We start from the raw sequence: 22,615 nt of genomic DNA, 5'->3' as shown, positions 1-22,615 counted from the left end.
GTATATATCAATGTACTTAGAGGAATACATTTAGAATGAACGAGCGAAGCAAATCCCCAAAAGAGGTTTTAGATTCAGCATCACCCAGAGTGAAAAAGGCTGTAAATGAGATATTGAAGCAGGAACAAGAATTTCAAGGCTATAAGAACACTGCTTCTGCTGGCAAAGACAAAGAAATCGCGCAACGCATCAGACAGGTTATTGAGCGGGAGTATCAAAGATGAGAATACTTCAGCTAAAAATCAAGAACTTCCGCCAGTTTTATGGGGAATGCGAGCTGAAGTTTCTTTCCGATGATACATCAAGGATAACTGTTATTCACGGTGAAAATGGTTCTGGGAAAACTTCCCTCTTAAATGCCTTCAAATGGGTGCTGTATGGAACTACAGACTTTGACACTGGCAATCAAACAATTTTAAATGAACTTGCTTTATCCGAGACGGCCATTGGATCAGTTGCGGAGCTAAGCTTAGAGCTCAAGTTTGAGCATGAAGGCTCGACTTACACTGTACATCGAAAACAAGATTTCAAGCGCACAAGTGATGCTTTGGAGGTCGATGCAATCGGAAAATCTGTTCCGACCCTTCATTGGATAAACGAAAAGGGCGGAACCGAAACAGCGCAAAATCCGGCCAACCGTATCAATCAATTGATACCTGAGCAGATGCATTCGTATTTCTTCTTTAATGGAGAGCGGATCGAAAAACTCGCGAATGTGTCTGCATCCGGTGAAATCCGAGAAGCCATCAAGACCTTGATGGGCTTAGAGATCATCGACCGTGCCAGTGATCATCTTGGGCGTCTGGTGATTAAGGACTTACGGAAAGAAGCAAGTGAAACGGCCTCTTCTGACTACCGCGAGCTGCTTGAGCAAGAAGCGAAGATCAACACTGAGATAGATCAACGCAAACAGGAGCGGGAAACTGCATCGAAATCTAACAAAGGATTTCAAACCGAACTTGATGCCATCAACGCATCTTATGAGCAGATTGCTGATGTGAAGGCGAAGGCAGAGCAAAGGCGAAGTCTGGAGACTGAAAAAGGCAAAATTGAAGGCGAGCTTGAGAACCTCAGCCAAGATAGAATGGACCTGGTCTCTCAGACTGGTGCGCTGGCTTTCCTGAACGATACCGTGACCTCTGTATCCAATGTTCTAGAAGATTGTCGTAAGAAGGGCGAACTGCCGTACAAAATCAGACGCACCTTCATCGACGATCTGCTGCATGACGCGAAGTGCATTTGCGGTACAGAGCTACAGGAGGGCTCGCAAGCTAGATCAGCTCTCGAAGGTTATCGAGATCAGGCAACAGGAGAGGATCTGGAGGCCGCGTTTACCGATGTCGTAAGCAACCTAAGAGCAATGCCACGTGAGAGAAACCGGCTATATGCACAGCTCTCGATTTGGTCCGCAAAAGAAAGTGAATTCAACAAACGCCTAAAAGCGATCGCAGAAGAGCTTGACGAGATCAGTAGCAGCTTGGGGTCTTCTGATATTGAAGATGTAAAACGTCTTGAAGAGCGGCGGAACGAGTTGACTCAACTACAAGCGGACGAGCGCTTGAAAATCGTCAAGGCGAAAGATGCGATCGAAACGCTGAACGACGACTTGGCTAAGATCAAAAAAGAGATCGACAAAGTCCAATCCAAATCTCAAAAAGAAGACTTGGCAAGACAGAAGCTTGAGTTCGCAGAAGCCTGCAAAAGTCTCATTGACAATCTTCATGAGGCTTTAGCTGAGGAGACGCGACACCATCTCTCGTCCAAGGTCAATGACACTTTCCAGAGCATCCTACGCAAAGACTTCTATGCGGAGATTGATAGCGACTATACCTTGAGAATATTCAAAGACATACCAGGGGTAGGAAAGCAGCCCGTTTCTGAGAAGTCGACGGGTGAGAACCAGGTCATTAGTCTGAGCTTCATTGCGAGCTTGGTAAACCTCGCAAAGGAACGTAACAAAGCAAAAACAACTTTCTTTAAAGGCGGCGTGTATCCACTGATCATGGATTCACCATTTGGCGCTCTGGATCGCGAATATCGTGAGAAGATCGCCCAGCACATTCCTGATCTCGCCGATCAAGTAATCATATTTGCTTCTAACTCTCAGTGGAGCAAGGAAGTTGACGACAAGTGTCGCCCATTTATCGGCAAGGAGTATAGCTTAATCTATCACGCCCCAAAATCGAAGGGCCGTGAGGAAGATAGTGACTACGTTAAGCGTACCGAGGGGCCTGAGTTCACCAAGATTGAGGAGGGCTACCTTGGCCACTAGAGTAAGACGACCCGCCGAATTTGAAGATATGCTGAGCGAGTTACGGGACGAAGGGATTTTCCCAACCTTCAAGGATGCACTTGTCTTTGCAGCTGCACTAGGCTTCCGCAGGGGCAACCGGAAATCCTTCCAGAAGAGCTCTGAACCGATCGATCTTGAAGTTTTCAGAGGCGATTTTGATCGCACGATCATGAGCATGATTGCGATCGAAGAGAACAAAGACCCAAAGATGCTGGCTCCCTCAAACGAAGTAGAGCGTGTCCTTTGCTTTGAAGAATATGCTAATGGTGGCCTTGAGATCATGAAGCGCGAGATCTCAGAGGGAAAACAAGACTGGCGGGAAGGGCTTCTTTCTCTAATTCACAGGGAAGAGGGTGATCAAACGATACTTGACGACATTACGGAGTTGGCAAATTTTTGAACAAGGTTGCGGGGAGCTTGGGATGAATCCGCGTCGAACTTGGCATTGGTGCGATAGTTTGGTGCAGCATAGTCTCGTTCGCACTTTCGTCGCGCACAACGCCATTCAGCGAGAGGAAGGCTGAGCTACCCCCTGAAATTCGGACACTGACGTAAGCTGTTATTTGTTGTCTGCTGATCTTCAACACGAAGGAGATCAGCAATGTCGAAACGGAAGCAACATCACCCAGAGTTCAAGGCCAAGGTGGCATTAGAGGCGCTGAAGGGCGAGGAAACGGTCAGCGAACTGGCCAGTCGGTTCGGCGTCCATCCAACGATGATCCATCAATGGAAGCGTGCCTTGCTTGAAGGCGCGTCAGGCGTATTTGACCGTGGCGGCCGGAAGGCACCGGAAGTTGATGAAGAGCAGGTCAAAGACCTCCATGCCAAGATCGGGGAGTTGGCCGTCGCCAACGATTTTTTGGCAAGAAAGCTCAAACCCTGGACCGGCTAGTGAGGTGTAGGATGATTGAGCCGAACCTGCCTGGCCTGTCAGTTGGCAAACAATGTGCGCTGCTGTCGATCTCACGGTCGTCATTTTACTATGAGCCAAAGGGCGAGAGTGAGATGAACCTCGATCTGATGCGTGTGATCGACAAGCAGTTCCTGGAGACGCCTTTCTACGGCGTGCGCCAGATGACCTGGCACCTGCGCAATGAGGATCATTTCGTGAACGAGAAGCGCATCCGCCGTCTCATGCGGCTAATGGGTTTGATGCCGATCTATCAGAAGCCCAACACCAGCAAGGCGGCAAAGGGGCACAAGATATACCCCTATTTGCTGCGCGGGTTGCGCGTTGATCGGCCCAATCAGGTCTGGTGTGCAGACATCACCTACCTGCCGATGCGGCGTGGCTTTCTATATCTGGTCGCGATCATGGACTGGCACACCCGCAAGGTTCTGACCTGGCGTATCTCAAACACATTGGAAGCCGAGTTTTGCGTTGATGCCTTGAATGAGGCCATTCACAAGTTCGGCCCGCCGGACATTATGAACACAGATCAGGGCAGCCAGTTTACGTCGTTTGCTTGGACAGACCGGCTGCGACGATCAAACGTGCGCATCTCGATGGATGGCAAAGGCCGTTTCCTCGACAACATCTTCGTCGAACGGCTCTGGCGGTCTTTGAAATATGAATGCGTGTACCTGCATGCCTGGGAAACCGGATCAGAGGCGAAGGCAGGCGTCAGGAAGTGGATCGACTTCTACAATGACAAGCGCCCACATTCCGCCCTTGGCGGCAAACCACCTGCCGTGATCTACTGGCAGCGAATTGAAACAACTAACCCCGATCAGCAGGCCCAAAAAGTAGCTTAATTTACGCTGGAAACTGTCCAACAAATGGGGAGTAGCTCAGGCAATTGAGTAGCAAAGACACGAACCCCGACCAACTGGGTGATTGGCAGTATCTAGGTCGCGAAATGCGGCGGCGTACTTTCGCACCGTTCAAAAGTGTGCCCTTCGTATTTTATTTTATTCTCGCAATCGTTGTTTTGGGTGGGCTAGGGATCTGGGTTGAGGTTGCGAAGAGCCAACTCAATCAAAACTGGAAAGTTGATGGTCTTCTTACGGCCTTGTCTACCTTTTTTCCTGCACTGATCGGCTCTGCTTCCCTTCAGTTAATATTGAAGTCGACTGATAGTTCGGACAAGATCCTAATATCATTTTCGCTACTTGTATGTATTCCTTCCTTCGTGGGAGTTGGTCTCATTGCAGCATTCTTTTCACTTCACCCTATACTATGCCTCTACGCCGCGATTGGCTTTGGCATTCTAGCAGTTTGGTTTTGGTGGTTCACGAATGGAGACGACTTGACCTATAGAAATGCTCCCATCGATGCCGCTGCTGGCGGGAGTACTGCCCGAACCATAAAGGGTAACTTAAATGAGTTTAAGGTAGATTAATGGATATTCAATTCCCTGTTACAATACCCGCTTTACGGGTCGATCAGCGTCTCGGCAGTTTTTATGTTGCTGTACTTCCAGCCGAGCTGTTGCTTCGCGTCTGCGCAAGCGACAGGATGAGCGCATCTCTTAATCCAGACGGAGTGGGCTATTCGCTTGAAGGTACACAACGGGTGATAAAGGATAACCGCCTATCAGAAATCGCTGCTTACATTAATCGTGTCGATGCAGCCTTTCCGAACTCAATCATTGTCGCTGCGAACTACGACCGAGAGACCGGATTTGACCAAGCCGAGAATGAAGATATCGCGGCGGAAGAAGGCGAGGAGTCCGGCGCTGTCTCCAGTGCATGGAGCGTTCAGGTGTTAGATGACGGTTGTCACAAACTGACGATCCCATCGGAAGCAAAGCTTGCGGCAGTGATTGATGGTCAACACAGGTTGTTCTCTTTTGCAAAAGCTAATCCAGAAGCTCTGCAGAGCATGAACCTGATTTGTTCCGTCTTCATAGACCTTCCCAAAGCCCTGCAAGCCCAAATCTTTGCAACGATTAACTCCACACAGAAGCGAGTAGATCGCAGTCTAACGTTTGAACTATTTGGATATAATGTTTCCGACGAGCCAGAAGAGTATTGGACTCCAGACAAATTGGCCGTCTTTTTTGCCCGAAAGCTAGCAACGGATACGGACTCACCCTTGCGAGGCCGTATCATGGTCGCGCCAAAGCGAGACTCTAAGTTAGAGAAGATTGCCTCTGAAGCCACATGGCGCATTTCGACTGCCGTTGCGGTTGACGGAATTATGAGACTCTATTCGAGTAACCCAAAGCGAGACGCCAATCTAATGCGCGAAGGCGACGCTCATACCAGAGATGTGCTTTTGGAAGGCCCCAAGGACAAATCTCCTCTGAGAAGCGCTTACGTCGAAGGCAACGATGCTGTGATCTTCAAGATGGTGCTAAACTATCTAAAAGCGGCAGATAGTGTTTTTTGGGAAAACGCGAACGAGGGTTCTTACATCTTTCGGACCATAGGTGTGCAAGCCATTTTCGATATACTGCGAAAGCTAGCATCGGATGCGTTTGAAGAGAGGAACATAAGCTCTGGGTATTTCGAAAAAATTCTGACCCCAGCCAAAGAGATCGATTTCTCCTCAACTGAATTCCAAAATGCCTCAGGCTCTGGTCGCACCTTCATCCGCAAAGCAATTGAGGGCGCTATAGGAATTTGAAACTATTTGAATACCTGACCAGACCTCAAAAATTTAACATAAACTTCATTATACGATTTTTCTCTTCCCTAAGGGCACATTCCATTTTGGATTGCATCACTAGATAAATTCTTGATGCAGATCAGGAGGATGTGATGAGACAACCCTACCGCAAATTAAGCCTGGATGAACGCAGAATCTTAGCAACGATGCTTCAGGCGAAAGCAACAAAGACCAAGATCGCTGAAACGCTTGGGCGTGACCGATCGACAATTCATCGTGAGATCAAGCGGAACTACTATTCTGATACCGAGCTACCGCAGCTGAATGGCTACCATGCTATGAATGCGCAGGACAAATACGAACAGCGTCGCGCGGTGCATCGCAAACTGATCCGCTATCCTGAGATCATGGCCGCTGTGCGAAGTGGTTTTGATGTGGGCTGGTCGCCTGAACAGATTGCTGGGCGCATGCGGCTGGAGCGTCATCCAATGCGCGTCAGTCACGAGACGATCTACCGTTACGCTTATTCAAAGGATGGCCGTGCTGAGAAGTTCTATCAGCATCTACCACGTCATCGGCGTAACCGCAGGCCGCGCGGGATGCGTAAGCATCATGGGCGCAAATTCCTTGATGAACTGGCCATAAAACACCGTCCTGATGTCGTTGGGGATCGCACTGAGTTCGGACATTGGGAGTGTGATCTGGTCATGTTCCGAAAGGAATTTGGCAAGGCGAATGTCACATCATTGGTCGAGCGCGTTAGTCGGTTCGCACTCGTTCTGAAGAACCCCGACAGACACTCCAAGCCAGTGATGGAAGGCCTGATTAATAGCCTGTCGTCCCTCCCAGCCCATGCTCGCCAATCGATCACCTTTGATCGTGGAACAGAGTTCAGTGCCTGGCAGCATATGAAGGACGGTCTTGGCGCTGATCCGTGGTTCTGCGACCCGTCCGCTCCTTGGCAAAAGGGTACTGTTGAGAACACCAACAATCGTCTGCGCCGTTACCTTCCCCGCAAGTCTGATCCAACGTCATTCACAAATCGATATTTGAAGTCGATTTGCGACCGCCTCAACGCCACCCCCAGAAAGTGTCTGGGCTATCAAACGCCTGCTGAAGTGTTCCGCGTAAAACTTGTGGAAGGAGCATCATCGCCCTGATAAACAAAAGCTATCGAAATTGCGCTTCACCGCGAGTTCACATAAAATTTGTTTATATTATAGATACTTAATCGACCCCCTGGGAAAATTATATGTACATTGCGCGGCTTGAGCCCCGCAAACCGCTTTGAGCTTCGGGACGTTCTAGCGAGGCCCGGACTTCACAAGATCGGAGGTACTTCAATCGTGCGAAGCTCGTCGTGATTGCCTTCGTTGATCATCGAAAACACTGCGTTCATCATCGTTTCCACATCTTGACGCACCATAAAAATGTGGTCCCCCAAAAGAGCCGCAAACGGATCCCAGTCAAAACATCCGATCACGATGTTATCCTGAAGCGCACGGTCTTTTTCACGAAGACTGGTTACCACACCCTCGAGCGAAATTGTCGAATTAACAAACATCGCCGCAGGAGGCTCAACGGCATCTTTCAGGAAAGTCGATAGAGCGGCAGAAGCTTTTTCCGATGCATATCCACAGGCCAGAATTTGACCCTCTGTAACTGTTATCCCGATCTCCGCATGCGCATCCCTAAAACCTCTGATCCTTTCTTGGGTGTTGTGATCCGCCTCGCGCCCACCCACAAATAGCGACCCTTGCGATCGCTCCGAGGCAGCCGCCAGAATCTTCTGGGTTAGTTTGAACGCGCCCGCATAGTTATTTGAAATGACAGAAGATGCCTTTTTACCGGGAAGATCCAAGTTCAGTGTCGGCACACCCGCTGGCGCGCACAGATCATGGATTTTGTCCGGATCGGTGGCACCCGTGCAGATCAGGTATTCGACTTGATAGGCCAGCATCGTGCGCGCAGCGGTTAACTCGAGTTCGGGATCACGCTGTGTACAAGTCACGATCGGAAAATACCCGGCCGCGCGCGCCATTTTTTCAAAAGTTTGCGCAATGGAACTGAAATAGCGGTTATCATACATCGGAACCACCATACCGATGATGCCCGATTTTTCTTTGCGCAAGGTGCTCGCCTGCATGTTGAGAGCATAGCCGTGTTCATCCGCAAGGTTGCGCACCTTGGTAGCCAATTTCTCGCTGATTCGACGCTTTTTCCAGTTGCCGTTCAACACAGCGCTGACAGTGCCCGCAGACGTCCCCGCCAACTGCGCGAGGTCATAGATCGTTGTTTTCTTGGTGTTTTGATCCGCCAAAGCCCGCATCCGCATTAAGATTTCTAAAAGATATTGACACTTCGTGGGCAATTGCGCAACGTAGCACAATCGATTGTGCATTGATGCGTGATCGATTGTGCAATAAACCGGCGGGAGGTCGGTTATAGGGAGGACGCCATGAAAGGCATTTCGAAATTCATGAGCACAGTTGCGGCTGTTGCTTTATTTACTACGGCCCCGCTTGCCGTTTCGGCAGAAACCACCATCGGCGTGGTCGTAAAAATTGGCGGTATTCCGTGGTTCAATGCGATGGAAGCAGGCATCGAACAGCGCGCAGAAGAGTTAGGCATCAACGCCTTTATGGTCGGCCCGACTAGCGATGACCCTGCTCTACAGGTCCGCGCGATCGAAGACCTCATTGCCCGCGGCGTCGACGTCATCGGCGTTGTGCCAAACGATGCGCAAGTGCTTGAACCAGTTCTTGAGCGAGCTCGCGCAGCTGGCATCAAAGTCATTACCCATGAATCACCAGACACAGTAAACAACGACTTCAACTTTGAACTGGTATCTTCAAACGATCTGGGCGTGGCTCATGCCGAATTGTTCCAAGAAGCAACAGGCTGTGAAGGTGGTTATGCCGTTTACGTCGGCGGATTGACCGTTCCGGCTCATAACGCTTGGGCGGATGCAGCAGTTGCCTACCTCGAAGAAAACTGCCCGGACATGACCCAAGTTGCTGAACGATTTGGCGTTGCTGAAAGCGTTGACGACAGCCGCAACACGACATTGGATCTGATGCGTGCAAACCCCGACTTGGCGGGTATTCTAGCATTTGGCAGCCAAGGCCCGATCGGAGCAGCACGCGCCGTTGAGGAACGCGGTCTGTCCGGTGAAGTTGCTGTCGTTGGGCTGTTTTCTGCAGGTCAGGGCCGTCAGCTGGTCCATGATGGCGCGATCACAGGCGGTTTCGTCTGGAGCCCACTTGAGGCTGGCAAGGTATTCGTCGAGCTTGGCAATATGCTTGTTGAAGGTGGTGAAATCACCGACGGAGCCGATCTTCCACTGCTTGGCGAGATCGTGCTTGAAGGCAACAATATCTTTGCCAACAAGCCGCTCGCGCTCAGCAAGGACACGGTTGATGCCCTTGCTGAGATGGGCCTTTGATCTAACAGGTTTCTCCCAAGCCTGACTCGTGGGGCGCTTGACCAACAGGCGCCCCACGGACTTGTCTAACACCTACACAATTTCGCAAAGCCTGTTTGGCCATCCAATTTGGCTGGTCCATGTCTTTGCAATGGAGCATTTCAATGCCGGACTATGCACTTCGCGCTCAAAACGTGACCCAGAAATTCGGGGCCTTTGTGGCGCTTGAGGATGTTTCTTTCGATTTGAAAGTGGGTGAAGTTCACTGCCTTGCCGGTGAGAACGGCTGTGGGAAAAGCACCTTGATCAAAGTGATCAACGGGGTGAACACGCCAGAGCCTGGCGCGCAGATCAGCTTTTATGACAGCGCCTCTGCCGCGCGCGTGTCCCCGACCGATGCAAAGCGTCATGGCGTGCACGTGATTTGGCAAGATCTTGCACTGTTTCCCGACCTGACAGTTGCGGAAAACATCACTTTTGACAGCTTCATCAAGGCTCCTTTTGCATCGCGTGACACTGCGGCAAAAACCGACCGCGCCGCACAGATCATTACGCGACTGGGGGTTAAGTTGGATCCGCATGCCAAACTGAGCGATCTCAGTATTGCTAAACGGCAATTGGTCGCCATTTGCCGCGTGCTGGACGCGAATGCGCGGATCATCTTTATGGATGAGCCGACAGCTTCCCTTACCCGCAAAGAAACTCAGACGTTGCTAGACATCGTGCGCAAGCTTTCTGCGGACGGTATTTCAATTGTCTTTGTCAGTCACCGTCTGGCCGAAGTGCTCGACGTCTGCGAGCGCGTTACAGTCTTGCGCGATGGTGCTTTCGTTGGATCCTACCCGACCGAAGGGATGACCCAGAAAAAGCTTTCCACACTGATGACCGGCTTAGACCTGAATGAGCAGCCCCGTGGCACTGAGAGCTTTGGGGAGACCGCAATAGAAGTGCGCGGCCTGTCATGTGATGCGGAATACGAAGACATCTCGTTCTCGGTACGGCGCGGCGAAATCCTTGGATTGACCGGCCTCATGGGATCAGGCCGCACGGAAATTGCGCTGTCACTCTTTGGCATGACGCAAGCTGACGAAGGCGCAATCCTGATTGACGGCAAACCGGTGAACTTTCGTAACAGCCGCGATGCGATTGCGGCTGGGGTAGCCTATGTTTCCGAGGACCGCTTGAACCTTGGCCTGGTGCAAAGCCAGTCCATTATCAAAAACACGGCCTCAACAGTCCTTGATGATCTTGCGAAACCTTCCTTCTACCTCTCGCCCAAACGCCTCAGCGCTTTGTGCACAGAGTGGATCACACAGCTGAAAACCAAGGTCAGCGACCCGCGCTTGCCTGTGTCGTCACTGTCAGGCGGCAATCAACAACGCATCGTTTTGGCTAAATGGCTCGCGACCAACCCCAAAGTTCTGATCCTCGATGCGCCCACTGTTGGCGTGGACGTGGGCGCTAAGGCAGGCATTTTTGAAATTGTGCGTGATCTGGCCGCAAAGGGAATGGCCATCATTCTCATCAGCGATGAGGCCAGCGAGATCCATACACATGCAGACCGCGTTCTAATCCTGCGAGGCGGCAAAATTCACAAGGATCTGAAGCCCGCAACCGTGAGTGAAGAGACACTGGAGGAGATGATCAATGCGTAAGGTATTTGCATCTGCCGAGGGTATTCTTGGCCTTCTCATCATCTGCCTGTCAGTCCTTTTGACCGTGACAACAGACAGCTTCGCATCCATTCAGAACATCTTTGATCTGCTCAACAACCAGTCGGTGAACATCATCTTCGCGGTTGGCCTTGTGGTCGTTCTTGTGGCGGGAGGGATCGATATTTCCTTCTCGGTTGCCGCCTCAGTCGTACAGTACGTTGTTGTGACCTTGCTTATTTCAATGGGCGGCGGAAACTGGGCCATTGGCCTGCTGTTGGCCGGCGCGACAGGCATTAGTTTGGGTCTGATAAACGCATTGTTCATTCATAGATTTCGGATCGTTTCGATCATCGTCACTATCGGAACGTTCAATGTGTTCTTTGGATTGCTAATGTATTTGTCACGTGGACGTTCGATCTACACGATACCTGACTGGCTTTACGCGCGTGTTTCGATCTTTAGCGTTGAATTGGAGCGCGGTTCGGCCACGCTATACCTGCCAGTGCTTGTCATGGTCGTCATGGTCGTGGCGACATGGTTTATCCTCTCCCGAACAGGGTTTGGCCGCCAGATTTATGGCTTTGGCTCAAACCCGGACGCCGCACGCCGCTCTGGCATCAATGTCGCGTTGATCCAAGGGTTCGCTTATGGCTGGCTTGGATTGTGTGCCGGTATCGCAGGACTAATGCAGGCCCATATCGTGCGCGAGGTCGTGCCAAATGCCCTTTATGGTCGCGAGCTGGATATCCTCGCCGCTGTTGTTCTTGGCGGCGCTGTTTTGGGCGGCGGTCGGGGCACAGTGCTTGGGGCAGTTTTGGGCGTGATGCTCTTGGCGTTGATCCAGAACGGGCTGAACCTTTTGGGAATTTCACCCTTCGCGTTCAAAATGATCGTTGGTGCTATCATTCTGTGCGCCATTACGGCCACGAACCTTGACCGTATTTTTCCCCAAACACGCAGATCCACAAAGGGAGGCGCAACAGATGCGTAAGCTATTTCAAGGCTGGTCAGGCGACCGCATAGAACTGACCGCGATGGTGGCATTCCTTGCTCTGTCAGTTTTGTGTTTTGCCGGGATTGCGCCAAATTTTCTTTCGGTCGGCATTTTCCGCTCCATGGCGTTTCAACTGCCCGAGCTTGGATTGCTGACCCTTGCTATGTTCATTCCAATCATCGCGGGTGGCCTGAACCTTGCCGTGACATTTACAGCCAATATCTGCGGATTGGCGGCGGCCTTCATCGTTCAGAAGTTCTTGTTGGAAAATGGCGGTCTTGCTCTACCGATTGCGTTGATTGTCGCCGTTTTGACGGGTCTGGTTATTGGCATGCTCGTCGGGGCAATGGTCGCCTATGTCGGTGCGCATCCGATCCTTGTGACGTTGGGCGCGATGATTTTCTTGCGTGGCTTGGGTGAATTACTGACCCGGGGCGGCGATATATCCGGCATGCCCCCGGTATTTGAAATCATCGGCCACGGCACATTGTTTGGTGTTCCTATTCCAATGTGGATATTCCTCGCTGCGGTCGCAGTTTGCTTTTACATTATGCAATTCACTAAACTTGGGTTCTCGATCCATATGGTCGGCTCGAACCCCAAGGCAACACTGTTTTCAGGCATCGATGTGAACCGCGTATTGGTTTGGGTTTATGGGCTATCCGGTGCGCTGTCCGGGCTTGCAGGCTTTTTGATGTTGGCGCGCTTTAATTCGGTACGCGTGGGTCACGGCGAAAGCTATCTGCTCATCACGATCCTTGCGTGTTTTCTGGCGGGTGCAAACCCGTTTGGCGGCTTTGGGCGCGTGCTGCCCTTGGCCGTTGGCTTAATCAGCCTGCAAGTTATCGCATCCGGCATGAACCTGATGGGCGCAAGCCAGCACTTAGCGACAGCAGCTTGGGGCGGGTTTTTGATCCTTGTCATGATCCTGCGCGCGCCGTTCCAGTCAAAGACGTGAAGGACCTCAAATGACCTATGTACTCGGAATTGATGTGGGGTCCGGCAGCGCGCGGTGCGGCGTGTTTGATCAAAACGGAACATTACTGGGCACGGCAAAGCAGACCATCGCCATCCACCGCCCGGCGCCCAACCATGTCGAGCAATCCTCAACCGATATATGGTCAGCCATTTGCGCCGCTACAAAAGGCGCGGTTGCACAGGCAAATGTCGCGCCAGACGAGGTGATCAGCCTATCATTCAGCGCTACTTGCTCACTGGTCTTGCTGGATCAAAATCACGCACCCTTGCCCCTGAGCGAAGGCGGCGAAGGTTGGAACATCATCATGTGGATGGACCACCGTGCGAGTGCGGAGGCTGGCATATGCAATGCGACAGGCGCGTCTGTACTGAACAATCTTGGCGGCGCGATATCTCTCGAAATGCAAATTCCCAAACTCATGTGGCTCAAGCGCCAGCGGCCTGAGCTTTGGAATAAACTGGGGTATGCCGCTGATCTCGCCGATTATCTGGCGTGGCGCTGCACGGGCGAAAACGAACGCTCAATTTGCACGGTGGGATGCAAATGGACTTACGACGCCGACAATGGATGCTGGGATGATCGGTTCTTTAATCAAGTCGGGCTGCCGGATCTGCGCGCACGCGCTGCCCTGCCCGACACGGCTTGCGAGATTGGCGCACCGCTTGGCGCATTAACGCAATCCGCAGCGGATGATCTTGGCCTGACCACGCAGTGCCACGTGGCCGTCGGATTAATTGATGCGCATGCAGGCGCTCTTGGAACTTCTGGACTGTTTACAGATGACACGCCAGAAACACGCCTCGCTCTGATTGCTGGCACATCGAATTGCCATATCGCCCTAACGAAAAATCGCATCGAAGTATCTGGTGTCTGGGGACCCTACTACGGGGCAGTCAAAAGCGGACTCCATGCACTCGAAGGCGGGCAAAGTGCGACCGGCGCCATGCTGGACCAAATCGTTGTATTGTTTGCAAGAGCGCAATCATTCGGGGATGCGCCCCACGGCCCGATCTCCGAAACGCTGATGGAGCGTATGGCAACAGACCCTGATCAGGGTAAAGACGTCATGGTCCTACCTGACTTTATCGGCAACCGCTCCCCCTATGCAAACCCCGACCTACGCGGCGCTATCATGGGGCTGACATTGGAGGAGCCGGGCGAGACCTTCCTCAAGGTCTATTGGGCTGCCTGCGCCAGCATCGCCTACGGCACGCGCCAAATCATCGATGCAATGAGGGCGCATGGCGTACCAATTGACAAGCTACACCTGAGCGGGGGCCATGCCCAGTCTGCGCTTTTGGTGCAGATCTATGCCGATGCCACGGGATGTGATGTCCTCGTTGCCGAGACACCCGAACCCGTCTTGCTCGGTGCTGCAATCGCTGCTGCCGCGCCGCTCGGAGATGATTTTCCAATCTCTCAAGGGTGCGCGGTCCGCGCGGCTCGCATTATTTCACCAAACCCAATCGCAACAGAAATGCACACTGCGCGCTACGCAGTATTTTGCGCCCATTACGAAGATGATGCAGCACCAGCCGCCGCGCCTGTCGCAGTCACCACATAACCAAACATACAGGATATCAAGATGATAATAAGGACCGGCCAAACGGCCGATTTTGCCACGCTTGCCAACACGCTTCGCGGCCTTGCGATTGACGCAGTTGAGACTGCGGGCCACGGGCATCCGGGTGCAGCGATGGGGATGGCGGACTTTGCCACGGTCCTTTACGCCAATCAACTTCGTTTTGACGTCAGCGATCCTGACTGGCCGGACCGTGATCGCGTTGTTTTGTCCAACGGTCACGCCTCCATTTTACTATATTCTTTGTTGCATCTGACAGGCGTCACTGGCGTCAGTATAGACGATATAAAGGCGTTCCGCCAAGCTGGGTCCAAGACGCCTGGTCACCCTGAGGTTGGACACACACACGGTGTTGAAACGACCACAGGTCCACTAGGTCAGGGATTCGCGACAGCCGTCGGCATGGCGCTTGCTGAGCGACGTCTGCGCGATGAGGTCGGACCCGATCTTTGCAATCACCGGACATGGGTGTTTGCTGGGGATGGCTGCTTGATGGAGGGTGTTGGTCAAGAGGCCGCATCGCTCGCCGGACACCTTAGGCTTGGCAATCTGAATGTCTTGTATGACATGAATGCGATCACGATTGATGGCAGCACTGAGCTCTCTTTCACTGATGACACTGCTGCTAAGTTCAAAGCAATGGGTTGGCATGTCCTTGAAGCGTGCGGTCACACGCACGGCGAAATTGATGATGCATTGGCCACCGCTAAGGAAGAAACTGATCGACCAACTATCGTCATGTTCCGCACAACAATCGGATTTGGCGCACCGACAAAGGCTGGAACATCCGGCATCCACGGTTCCAAGTTGGGTACAGATGAAGCGAAAGGCGCAAAAGCTTCCTTGGGTTTGCCCCATGCCGCGTTTGACATCCCTACAGACGTGCGGGACACATGGTTGGCTATTGGCGCACGAGGCTCGGCAGAACGGCTTGATTGGACCAAGCGAACCGAACGCTTGCCTGCCTCCGAACTGGCGGAGTTCTATCGCCGGGTAGAAGGGCGTCGACCAAGCTCATTTCCAGCCTCCACAAATGCTGCAAAGGCCAGCTGGATCGATGCACCAGCTTCGGTTGCGACGCGTAAAGCCAGCCAAATGGCGCTTGAGGTGTTGACCCATCAATTGCCTGAACTGATCGGGGGCTCTGCAGATCTGTCTGGCTCCAACCTGACCAAAACTGCTGCGACAGACAAAACGTTTACTGCTACATCCTCGGGCCGCTACATCAACTATGGCGTTCGAGAGTTCGCGATGGCGGCCGCAATGAACGGCCTGGCATTGCACGGCGGCTTTGTCCCGTACGGCGGTACATTCCTCGTGTTCTCAGACTACATGCGCAACGCGATCCGCCTGTCTGCATTGATGGGTACAAGGGTGCTGTATGTCATGACCCACGATAGCATCGGCCTTGGCGAAGATGGCCCAACGCATCAGCCCGTCGAGCATTTGGCCAGCCTCCGCGCGATCCCAGGGTTAAACGTGTTCCGCCCTGCCGATGTGATTGAATCCATGGAGGCCTATGAAGTCGCCCTTGCCGGACCATCCGTGCCGTCTTTGTTTGCATTCTCACGCCAAGGCGTGCCGCAAGTCAGGCTGACCGCCGGTTCAGAAAACCTCACAGCCAAAGGTGGGTATGTCTTACGAGAGGTCGAAACCCGCGACATTACTTTGATCGCCACTGGCTCGGAAGTCAGCCTCGCAATCGCAGCCGCTCAGTTGCTCGCCGAGGATGGTCTATCCGCTGCAGTGGTATCCCTGCCCTGCTGGGAGTTGTTCGATGCACAATCCCAAGTTTACCGCGATGCCACCCTTGGTGCAGCGCCGCGTTTGGCAATTGAAGCAGCTAGTCCCTTTGGTTGGGGTCGTTATGTCGGCCATGAGAACAACATGATTGGGGTGCCTGCCTTTGGCGCTTCTGCCAGTGCCGAGCATTTGTATGAACAGTTCGGCCTAACACCTGAAAACATTGCAGCGGTGTCCCTGGCTCGCATCGCTGCCACAAAATCATAGTACAGGATAAAACCATGAAGTTCTTCATAGACACCGCCGACGTTACTGCCATCCGCCACCTGAATGACGTCGGGTTGATCGACGGCGTGACGACCAACCCAAGCATCATCGCCAAAAGTGGGCGTGACATTATGGAGGTCACCAAAGAAATCTGCGCATTGGTAACTGGGCCTGTGTCGGCCGAGGTGACCGCGCTTGATTACGATGGCATGATGAAAGAGGCAGCTGTTCTGGCAAAGATCGCAGACAACATCTGCATTAAACTGCCACTGACAATGGACGGCCTGAAGGCCTGCAAGGCGCTCACATCCGACGGCCATGAGACCAACGTGACGCTCTGCTTCTCCGTCAATCAGGCCTTGCTGGCCGCCAAATGCGGTGCGACTTATGTGTCGCCATTCGTAGGCCGCCTTGATGATATCAACCTCGATGGGACGCAGTTGATCCGAGATATCCGCACTATGTTCGACAAATACGACGATCTCAACACCCAGATACTCGCCGCGTCCCTGCGTAATGCTAATCACGTCTCAGGTGCAGCCCTCGCAGGCGCTGATGTTGGTACAATTCCCCCAAACGTTATAGAAGGTCTTGCCGAACACCCGCTTACAAAAAGTGGCCTCGATACCTTTATGAAGGATTGGGCAAAAACAGGGCAGCAAATCATCTGAATTCCAATTCTTAAAATCTGCATAGCAAACGAAAACGAGCATTTCTGATGTTCGCAACAGGAAGGTGTTGTTCCGATAGTCCACAACGTGCGTTCATTTGGCTTTAGAAAAGCGGATTCAAACCAAAGTATTTGCCGATTAAAACAAACAGCCCTTGAATGTAACATATATCGCGTGGCTAAATATCACGCATCATGGCCCGTTCACGGTCATGAAACTACGAGACCGTGTAGCGTTAAATATCCAAGATCTGAGGCGTGCTCGCAATCTCAGCCAAGAGGAGCTTGCGCTAAGGGCGGATGTAAGCCGTGGTCATATGGGCAAAGTCGAGAATGCCAAGTTTGCGGCATCATTGGATCTATTGGAACGCATCGCCAAAGCGCTGAACGTAGACCCGGAAAAGTTATTCGCTCAACGTTAATTTGTAATGTCGACGTAACACCATTCATAACTGTCGTGAGGTCCGCACCGTTTCAAAGGACGGGCAGTTAGGATGCAAAAACAAAAAACTGGAGTGCCTTTCCAAGAAGGATATTTGATTGAAAATACAACGGAAACACATATTTTCACCAATTATCTATGGAACAACGGAGACGTAACGTGCCTTTGGCTTGTTGATCCCGAAAGTGTGGCTGTCGAAGATATCGTTACACGTCCTTTCTCAGTTCTCACGACCACGAAAGAAGACTAGTAGGAAAACCAGTCTGAATGGCCCATGTTGCCTTCGTAATCGCCATATTCGACCATGATATCGCGCGAGTAAAAGCTCCCAAATCTGCGTCCAACTGGCAGCAAAATGGTTTGGCCGCTTTCGGACACGAATGAACTCGGCCAACGGCTGTGTGATCCATAAACCCGCGCAATGTATCGGCAGGTTCTGTTTTCGCGGTCACAAGACCGAATACTCCAATCCCACTGCCTGGGATCGTCACGCGGCGTGTAGGACCGACCTGTGAACCAAATCACATGAGTACGGTTGAGCCATTCGTATTCTGGCAGGTTCGTATCAACCTCGCCCTCTCCACCCGGACCACCCAATTCGATGGGCACTGCAGCGAAGGTGCAAATCCCAAAAGGCGGTCTGCTGGGCCACGGCGTAATGCGGCGGATCATTGTCCGATAGGCCCGCGCGCAGACAGCGCTCGGAGGAAATCCACCCGCCATACAGAGCATAATTGCGCAATCCATATCGTAGGCCTGCGCTTTCTGAGGTGAGCTAAACATCGTCAAAACACCAAAGAATGCTGACAAAATAAGTCGTTTCATCGGAGACTCCTTTGTTTGGTTTCCTCCTATGGTTTAGCATTTTGTTAAATTCTGCAATATATCATATTGACTCAATGTGTCTTTCCGCTTGTACTGGGTCGGACTAGAAGGGCTCTCAGGGGGAGAGTCCAAATGCCGATAGCGCGCAATCAAATCTTGATCACACTCGATGGGGTCAAAGACCTTCAAAAGAGGGAAGTTGCGTTCCGCTGCCGGTATGAACTCGTGGGGTTCACGGACGATGGCAAGCCGCGCTACCAGTGCATCTACTTGCGGGAGGGCGAACCCGAAGCCATTCTTGTGTCCACACGGATCACACCCCTCGGCCCGGAAGCACGGTACTTCAACATCTGGCCCGGCCTTTTCAAACATCACCTTGAATTTGGCGACGGTCGCGATCTGCGCTTTGGTGCTGACTACAGCATTACCCTCGAAGGTAACGGCTGACGTCCTAGCGTTTCGCGCTGACGGATCTGCTACGTCATCTGGGTGGACGTTTCACGGAATACGTCCGAGCTGGGCCACCTCCGAAGATACTGTAGAAGCGCAACCTGTTGCCGTTGCTCCAATTGCGCCTGCGGCGGGAGCCACAAGCCAAATTCTTGCCCTCATTCGGCAAACAGCTACTCGCCACCAAAACAACAGAGCCATTGCGAGATCAGGCCTTTCGACGCGAGACTGGCACGTTCTGTTTCAAGCGATGATTGAAGCGGAGAGCAGCTACAATCCAACCGCTATCAGCCCAAAGGGTGCCTATGGTTTGGGCCAGTTGATGCCCGCCACTGCGCGTGAGCTCGGCGTGGATCGGCGCGATATCTCCCAAAATCTCGATGGCGCGGCTCGCTACCTCCTCGCACAACTGGCTGAGTTTCGCAGCGTCGATCTGGCCTTGGCCGCTTACAACGCAGGACCGCATCGCGTTGTTCAATATGCGGGCGTCCCACCATTCTCGGAAACCCGCACATACATTGCACGCATCCACGACATTCGTGAACGGCTGTCCGATGGAACTTCGCGGCCAGCGCCAATCCGCGTGGCCAATACAGCACCCACACGTGCTCCCGTCATTATCGACCTGAACTGATCAAGGACATTTTCATGCCGAGACACCACTCACGATACTTGCCACTGGTGGCCGCAACCATAGCGCTCGCCGCCTCCCCTGCCTTCGCGCAAGACTTGTCACCTATTCAAACCATGCTGGAAACGGTCGAAGCCGCACTCACGGGACCAATTGGCATTGCCGTGGCCACACTGGCAGTCATTGGCACAGGCTTCATGTGCATGATGGGACGGCTGAACTGGGGATGGTTCGCTTCCGTGATCATTGGGATCGTTTTGATTTTCTCGGCGGGCACCATCGTCGACGGCTTCACCTAAGAGCAGGCACAGCAGATGGCAGAACGTTCTCCACTTTTTCTCGGCCTCGCGCGGCCACCCAAGTATCTGGGTCTCCCTGTCGGATATCTGGTGGTCTTGGCTATGGGGGTCGTTCTGCCGTTTATCTGGACGAAATCTCTGATCTTTTTCCTGATCGGGATCATCGCCTACCCCATTCTTTGGTTCGTCGCCGACAAAGAACCTCACTTCTTTGAGGTTCTGCGCATCTCTTTCGGCACAGTGCGTCCGACCAAAAACCGAGCGCATCATGGGGGTAACAGCTTTGGCGCTTGATGGTGGAACTCTGAGCGGCATCGGCCCTGCGGTGTATCAAGCTGGCGGATCAAGCTTTGCCCGTGAAAGCTACCTTGCCGAGCACTTGCCTTACTTCGCTCTGGCGACGGACGATGTGATGGTGCTGCGCGAGGGTGATCTCCTCGCTACATTGCGCCTTGATGGCCTCAACCCCATGACTACCGAGGACGATCGACTTGATGCCCTAAAGCGCGCAGTTGCCGCAATCGTGGCTCAAACCGGGAATGCGTTTGGCTTCTACATTCACCGTGTTTCTGTTCCACAAGACTTGGATCTGAAACCAGTTGAGGGTGATACCTTCGCATCCCATGTTGATGCCCGCTGGGCCGCTCACATCAAAGGCCTGCGCCCGTCCAAACGGCAGATGTACTTGAGCGTAATTCGCAGGCCCAATCTCGCGGCACGCATCCCGCTTTTACGCGCTCTCGCCCGCAAAGCATGGATCAAAGACCGCGCGGCACGTGTCCAGGAACTCAATGAAGTCATGGGCTTCTTCGCAGTAGCCCTGTCTTCAGCAAACCCAATCCGTTTGACAAAGACTGGCGGTGAATGGCTGGGGTATTTGAACACCCTAAACGCGGGAAGCTTTTCACCTATCGCATTTGGTCAAAGCCCCCTGCCCCTATCTCATACCATCAGTGATTGCCGCGCGACGTTTGACGGCGATGTGGTCACTGTTATCTGTGCCACAACAGGAGCCGTCAAATACGGTGCACTGTTCAGTATCAAATCCTATCCCGCACTAACAGATGTGACGCTGCTCGATGCCTTGGACCTGCCGCTCGATATCGTACTGACCAACTCTTTCAGCCCGATCCCGAACAACATCATGGCCGAGCGCATCCAGCGCATCATCAGGCAGATGCATGCTTCCGATGATGCGGCCGTATCTCTGCGCGACCAGCTGGCTTTGGCAGCCGACGATCAAGAAGCCGGTCGCATCGCGTTTGGCGATCATCACCTTTCCATCGCGGTCTACGCACCTGACCGTGACACGCTGGAACGCGCGGCCGCGCAGATCAAACGGGTCGGCCAAGAAATCATGGCTGTGATCGTGCGCGAAAACATGGCCCTCAAAGCCACCTATTTTGCACAGAGCCCGGGCAACTTCGGCTACCGCGCCCGCAAGACGCCAATCTCCTCAACCAATTTTGCCGATTTTGCAGCCCTTCACGGCAGCGTTGAGGGGCGCAGCAATGACGAAAGTCCGTGGGGCCATAGCATTGCGGTTCTGCCAACGGTCGGCACGTCAGGTTATCGCTTCAACTTCCACGAAGCGGGCGCTGCGGGCAAAGAACCTACTGTGGGCCACACGCTTGTTCTAGGCCGGACAGGAACAGGCAAAACACTGACCACAGCCTTCCTCACGGCCCAGGCACAACGTGTGGGTGCGCGCCTGTTCTTCTTTGACAAAGATCGCGGGTTGGAAATGGCGGTTAGGGCTCTTGGCGGCCGCTACAATGAAATTCGCGCAGGCGTACCCACAGGCCTCAACCCGCTCGCCTCTGAAATTGACGAACGTGGTCGCGCTTGGCTTTCTGATTGGTTGGCAACCTTGCTCACGCGCAGCGGTGCCCTTTCGGGAGAGCAATCCCGCCATATCCAAGGTGCTGTGACACAGAACGCGGATGCTGGCGCGGCTCTCCAACGTTTTGCCAGCTTTGAGACGCTGTTCCAGTCGTTGGATGATGATGGTGAGCTGCAATCGCGCGTCGCAGAATGGGCACCAGGTGGACGGTTTGGCTGGGTGTTCGATGAACCTGACCGTGGGCAATGCCTCGATCTCTCAGGCGATATCGTCGGATTTGATATGACTGAGATCCTTGACATGACAACCGAGCGCATGGCGGTGCTCTCCTACATTTTCCGCCAAATCGAACGCGTAGTTGAAGACCGACGCCCCACCATCATCGTCTTGGACGAAGCGTGGAAACTGCTTGATGATCCCTATTTCGGCGCACGATTGGAAAACTGGCTCGTCACCCTGCGCAAGATGAACTGCGTCGTGATCATGATGACGCAATATCCCAGCCAGCTACGCGACAGCCGCGTTGGCAAAACAATTGTAGAGACGGTTCCAACGCAAATCCTGTTCCCGAACGACCGCGCCACGGTTGCTGACTACGATTTCCTGCGCGTGAACGCCAAGGAAGCCGCTTTGCTCGTCCAACCCACCATTGGTCAACGTATCGCGTTGGTGCGCTCAGCAGGCGACAGCGTCTTTGTCGATGCCGATCTATCCGCCCTTGGCGACTTGCTCCCAATTTTGGGTGGCGGTGCAACAGGTGAGGCCCGCGTGCCAGCCGACTGGCGCTCAAACCCCGATTTCTGGAGACCTCAATGAGACATTTCCCACTTCTCTTCATGGTAGTTGTGGTGCCGCTGGTATCAGCCTGCGAGCAATATACTGAGAAAACGTCGCCCTGTTTTGGTCGGAATGGTGAGCCCGTGGTGACACGCGCAGCACTTTCCTTTGCCGCGACAGCACACGTT

At 52.9% G+C, this 22,615-nt stretch carries 22 protein-coding genes; 20 read left to right on the top strand and 2 right to left on the bottom strand.

Going from position 1 to position 22,615, the window contains the following annotated elements:
* The first annotated feature begins 35 nt into the window (after positions 1-35).
* The 7 genes from Q0859_RS19360 (at position 36) to Q0859_RS19330 (ending at position 7,006) form a co-directional block, all read left to right on the top strand.
* Entirely contained in the window at positions 36-224 is a 189-nt protein-coding gene (locus tag Q0859_RS19360) for a hypothetical protein (protein WP_212706534.1), read from the top strand.
* On the top strand, positions 221-2,272 hold the full coding sequence (locus Q0859_RS19355; RefSeq protein WP_299154372.1) for an AAA family ATPase: 2,052 nt from the start codon (positions 221-223) through the stop codon (positions 2,270-2,272). Before Q0859_RS19360 ends, Q0859_RS19355 begins: the two co-directional genes overlap by 4 nt.
* Entirely contained in the window at positions 2,262-2,693 is a 432-nt protein-coding gene (locus Q0859_RS19350; RefSeq protein WP_299154370.1) for a DNA phosphorothioation-associated protein 4, read from the top strand. Before Q0859_RS19355 ends, Q0859_RS19350 begins: the two co-directional genes overlap by 11 nt.
* Positions 2,694-2,894: 201 nt before the next feature.
* A protein-coding gene (locus Q0859_RS19345; RefSeq protein ID WP_299154369.1) for an IS3 family transposase occupies positions 2,895-4,048 on the top strand; the annotation gives its coding sequence in 2 pieces (ribosomal slippage) (positions 2,895-3,171 and positions 3,171-4,048; 1,155 coding nt in all).
* A gap of 44 nt (positions 4,049-4,092) precedes the next feature.
* Positions 4,093-4,635: a hypothetical protein gene (locus Q0859_RS19340; RefSeq protein WP_299154367.1), complete on the top strand. Its 543-nt coding sequence runs from the start codon at positions 4,093-4,095 to the stop codon at positions 4,633-4,635.
* Positions 4,635-5,864 carry a DNA phosphorothioation-associated DGQHR protein 1 gene (locus tag Q0859_RS19335; RefSeq protein ID WP_299154365.1) on the top strand — a complete coding sequence of 410 codons (1,230 nt, stop codon included), beginning with the start codon at positions 4,635-4,637 and terminating at the stop codon, positions 5,862-5,864. Before Q0859_RS19340 ends, Q0859_RS19335 begins: the two co-directional genes overlap by 1 nt.
* Before the next feature lie 134 nt (positions 5,865-5,998).
* Positions 5,999-7,006 carry an IS30 family transposase gene (locus Q0859_RS19330; protein WP_299154364.1) on the top strand — a complete coding sequence of 336 codons (1,008 nt, stop codon included), beginning with the start codon at positions 5,999-6,001 and terminating at the stop codon, positions 7,004-7,006.
* Between the two features lie 161 nt (positions 7,007-7,167).
* Here the strand turns inward: Q0859_RS19330 and Q0859_RS19325 are convergent, their stop codons facing one another.
* Positions 7,168-8,181 (bottom strand): LacI family DNA-binding transcriptional regulator, encoded by a 1,014-nt coding sequence (locus Q0859_RS19325; RefSeq protein WP_299154363.1) that lies wholly within the window; start codon positions 8,179-8,181, stop codon positions 7,168-7,170.
* 123 nt (positions 8,182-8,304) lie between these two features.
* Here Q0859_RS19325 and Q0859_RS19320 point away from each other — a divergent pair, with 123 nt between their 5' ends.
* From Q0859_RS19320 to Q0859_RS19285, 8 genes are all read left to right on the top strand, one after another.
* Positions 8,305-9,291 carry a substrate-binding domain-containing protein gene (locus tag Q0859_RS19320; RefSeq protein WP_299154362.1) on the top strand — a complete coding sequence of 329 codons (987 nt, stop codon included), beginning with the start codon at positions 8,305-8,307 and terminating at the stop codon, positions 9,289-9,291.
* A 197-nt stretch (positions 9,292-9,488) separates the two neighbouring features.
* On the top strand, positions 9,489-10,925 hold the full coding sequence (locus Q0859_RS19315) for a sugar ABC transporter ATP-binding protein (protein ID WP_299154361.1): 1,437 nt from the start codon (positions 9,489-9,491) through the stop codon (positions 10,923-10,925).
* On the top strand, positions 10,918-11,916 hold the full coding sequence (locus Q0859_RS19310; protein ID WP_299154360.1) for an ABC transporter permease: 999 nt from the start codon (positions 10,918-10,920) through the stop codon (positions 11,914-11,916). The genes Q0859_RS19315 and Q0859_RS19310 overlap by 8 nt, the downstream gene beginning before the upstream one ends.
* The gene (locus Q0859_RS19305; protein WP_299154359.1) at positions 11,909-12,877 is read left to right on the top strand and encodes an ABC transporter permease; all 969 of its coding nucleotides are present in this window, start codon (positions 11,909-11,911) and stop codon (positions 12,875-12,877) included. The genes Q0859_RS19310 and Q0859_RS19305 overlap by 8 nt, the downstream gene beginning before the upstream one ends.
* A gap of 10 nt (positions 12,878-12,887) precedes the next feature.
* Complete coding sequence (locus Q0859_RS19300) at positions 12,888-14,462, top strand: FGGY family pentulose kinase (protein ID WP_299154358.1); 1,575 nt, start codon at positions 12,888-12,890, stop codon at positions 14,460-14,462.
* A 21-nt stretch (positions 14,463-14,483) separates the two neighbouring features.
* Positions 14,484-16,490 carry a transketolase gene (gene tkt, locus Q0859_RS19295; protein WP_299154357.1) on the top strand — a complete coding sequence of 669 codons (2,007 nt, stop codon included), beginning with the start codon at positions 14,484-14,486 and terminating at the stop codon, positions 16,488-16,490.
* 14 nt (positions 16,491-16,504) lie between these two features.
* Positions 16,505-17,161 carry a fructose-6-phosphate aldolase gene (fsa, locus tag Q0859_RS19290; RefSeq protein WP_299154356.1) on the top strand — a complete coding sequence of 219 codons (657 nt, stop codon included), beginning with the start codon at positions 16,505-16,507 and terminating at the stop codon, positions 17,159-17,161.
* Positions 17,162-17,372: 211 nt separating this feature from the next.
* Positions 17,373-17,582 (top strand): helix-turn-helix transcriptional regulator, encoded by a 210-nt coding sequence (locus Q0859_RS19285; protein ID WP_299154355.1) that lies wholly within the window; start codon positions 17,373-17,375, stop codon positions 17,580-17,582.
* Between the two features lie 266 nt (positions 17,583-17,848).
* Here Q0859_RS19285 and Q0859_RS19280 read toward each other — a convergent pair whose 3' ends face one another.
* Positions 17,849-18,427 (bottom strand): hypothetical protein, encoded by a 579-nt coding sequence (locus Q0859_RS19280; RefSeq protein ID WP_299154352.1) that lies wholly within the window; start codon positions 18,425-18,427, stop codon positions 17,849-17,851.
* Positions 18,428-18,559: 132 nt separating this feature from the next.
* Between Q0859_RS19280 and Q0859_RS19275 the strand changes: the two genes are divergently transcribed.
* Genes Q0859_RS19275 through Q0859_RS19255 form a run of 5 tightly spaced genes read left to right on the top strand, consistent with a single transcriptional unit; the run spans position 18,560 to position 22,466 of the window.
* Entirely contained in the window at positions 18,560-18,874 is a 315-nt protein-coding gene (locus tag Q0859_RS19275; RefSeq protein WP_299154350.1) for a hypothetical protein, read from the top strand.
* Positions 18,837-19,511, top strand: coding sequence for a lytic transglycosylase domain-containing protein (locus Q0859_RS19270; protein WP_299154438.1), 675 nt, complete (start codon positions 18,837-18,839; stop codon positions 19,509-19,511). Before Q0859_RS19275 ends, Q0859_RS19270 begins: the two co-directional genes overlap by 38 nt.
* 14 nt (positions 19,512-19,525) lie before the next feature.
* Complete coding sequence (locus Q0859_RS19265) at positions 19,526-19,807, top strand: TrbC/VirB2 family protein (protein ID WP_299154348.1); 282 nt, start codon at positions 19,526-19,528, stop codon at positions 19,805-19,807.
* Between the two features lie 15 nt (positions 19,808-19,822).
* Positions 19,823-20,101: a VirB3 family type IV secretion system protein gene (locus Q0859_RS19260; RefSeq protein ID WP_299154345.1), complete on the top strand. Its 279-nt coding sequence runs from the start codon at positions 19,823-19,825 to the stop codon at positions 20,099-20,101.
* Entirely contained in the window at positions 20,076-22,466 is a 2,391-nt protein-coding gene (locus Q0859_RS19255) for a type IV secretion system protein B4 (protein WP_299154343.1), read from the top strand. The genes Q0859_RS19260 and Q0859_RS19255 overlap by 26 nt, the downstream gene beginning before the upstream one ends.
* The last annotated feature ends 149 nt before the right edge of the window (positions 22,467-22,615 follow it).

Origin of the sequence: uncultured Tateyamaria sp., from assembly GCF_947497045.1 — a bacterium.
Lineage (GTDB): Bacteria > Pseudomonadota > Alphaproteobacteria > Rhodobacterales > Rhodobacteraceae > Tateyamaria.
The sequence above is the reverse complement of the archived record's forward strand: the minus strand, read 5'-3'. Positions and strand labels throughout refer to the sequence as shown.